Genomic DNA, 1148 nt, shown 5'->3' with positions numbered 1-1148 from the left:
CCGAGGACCCGGGCGAGGCGGAAGACCGCGCCCGGGTCGAAGCCCGGCCCGAAGTCCAGCAGCTGGCCGAGGTAGCGCGGCGACATGCCGGCCCGGGCGGCCGCCTCGTCCTGGCCGAGCCCGAGCTGCCGGCAGCGGCTGACGACCCGCCGGGCGATGTCGTCCGGGTGGCCGGCGGCCTGCTCGGCGGCGGCCGGGGTCCTGGTGGTCTCGTTCATGTCCGGTGCCCGTTCGTGCGGCGACGCTCCGGTGCCCCCTGCTGTCCAGCGTGGGGCCGCGGCACCCCGGACGCCAGGCCGGAGGCCTCCCCGCCGGGGCCGAACGGCCGGCGGCCTGCCGGCGGCGGCCGTGCGCAACCGGATGCGGCCGCCCGAACGGCGGCATAGCGTGGCTGCCCGGGGATGCCGTCGCGAGGGTGAGGTGGAGCGGTGCGCAGTCCCGCGGAGGACTGGCAGCTCGCGTACGAGGGCTTCGACCCGGCCGCGGAGGGCGTGCGCGAGACGCTCTGCGCGGTGGGGAACGGCTACCTGGTCACCCGCGGCGCCGCACCGGAGTCCACCGCCGACGGGGTCCACTACCCGGGCACGTACCTGGCCGGCTGCTACGACCGCACGGCCACCGCCGTCGGCGGGCGGCAGGTCGAGAACGAGGACCTGGTCAACTGCCCCAACTGGCTGCCGCTCACCTTCCGGCCGGCCGGCGGCACCTGGTTCACCGGCCCGCCCGCGGCCCAGCGCCTGGTGCTCGACCTGCGCCGGGGCGTCCTGACCCGGCACGCCCTGGTGGAGGACGGCGATGGCCGGCGGACCCGGCTCGTCCAGCGAAGGATCGCCAGCCAGGCCCGGCCGCACCTGGTCGCCCTGGAGACCGAGCTGCTGCCGGAGAACTGGTCCGGGCCGCTGGAGGTCCGCTCGGCGCTGGACGGCACCGTCACCAACTCCGGCGTGGCCCGCTACCACGGGCTGACCAGGCACCACCTCCACCCGGTGGAGCAGGGCGCCGGACCCGACGGCCTGCTCCTGCTGGAGGTCGCCACGGCCGACCCGCCGCGGCGCATCGCCCTCGCCGCCCGCACCCGCGCCCACCGTGCCGGCGCCCCCGTCCCCGCCGTCACCGCCGTGCACACCGGACCCGGCCGGGCGGCGCAG

The 1148-nt window shown here is 78.1% G+C and carries 1 protein-coding gene and 1 pseudogene; one reads left to right on the top strand and one right to left on the bottom strand.

Going from position 1 to position 1148, the window contains the following annotated elements; all coding sequences use genetic code 11:
* Positions 1 to 218: helix-turn-helix transcriptional regulator (locus tag ABZ641_RS38740; protein ID WP_359989394.1), on the bottom strand; the 218-nt coding region annotated here is incomplete at its 3' end.
* Positions 219 to 428: 210 nt separating this feature from the next.
* Here ABZ641_RS38740 and ABZ641_RS38735 point away from each other — a divergent pair.
* Positions 429 to 1148 (top strand): annotated as a pseudogene (locus tag ABZ641_RS38735) (glycoside hydrolase family 65 protein); the annotation flags it as partial.

The organism is Kitasatospora sp. NPDC007106 (genome assembly GCF_040634455.1).
Taxonomy (GTDB): domain Bacteria; phylum Actinomycetota; class Actinomycetes; order Streptomycetales; family Streptomycetaceae; genus Kitasatospora; species Kitasatospora arboriphila.
This window is presented reverse-complemented; position numbering and strand designations above follow the sequence as displayed.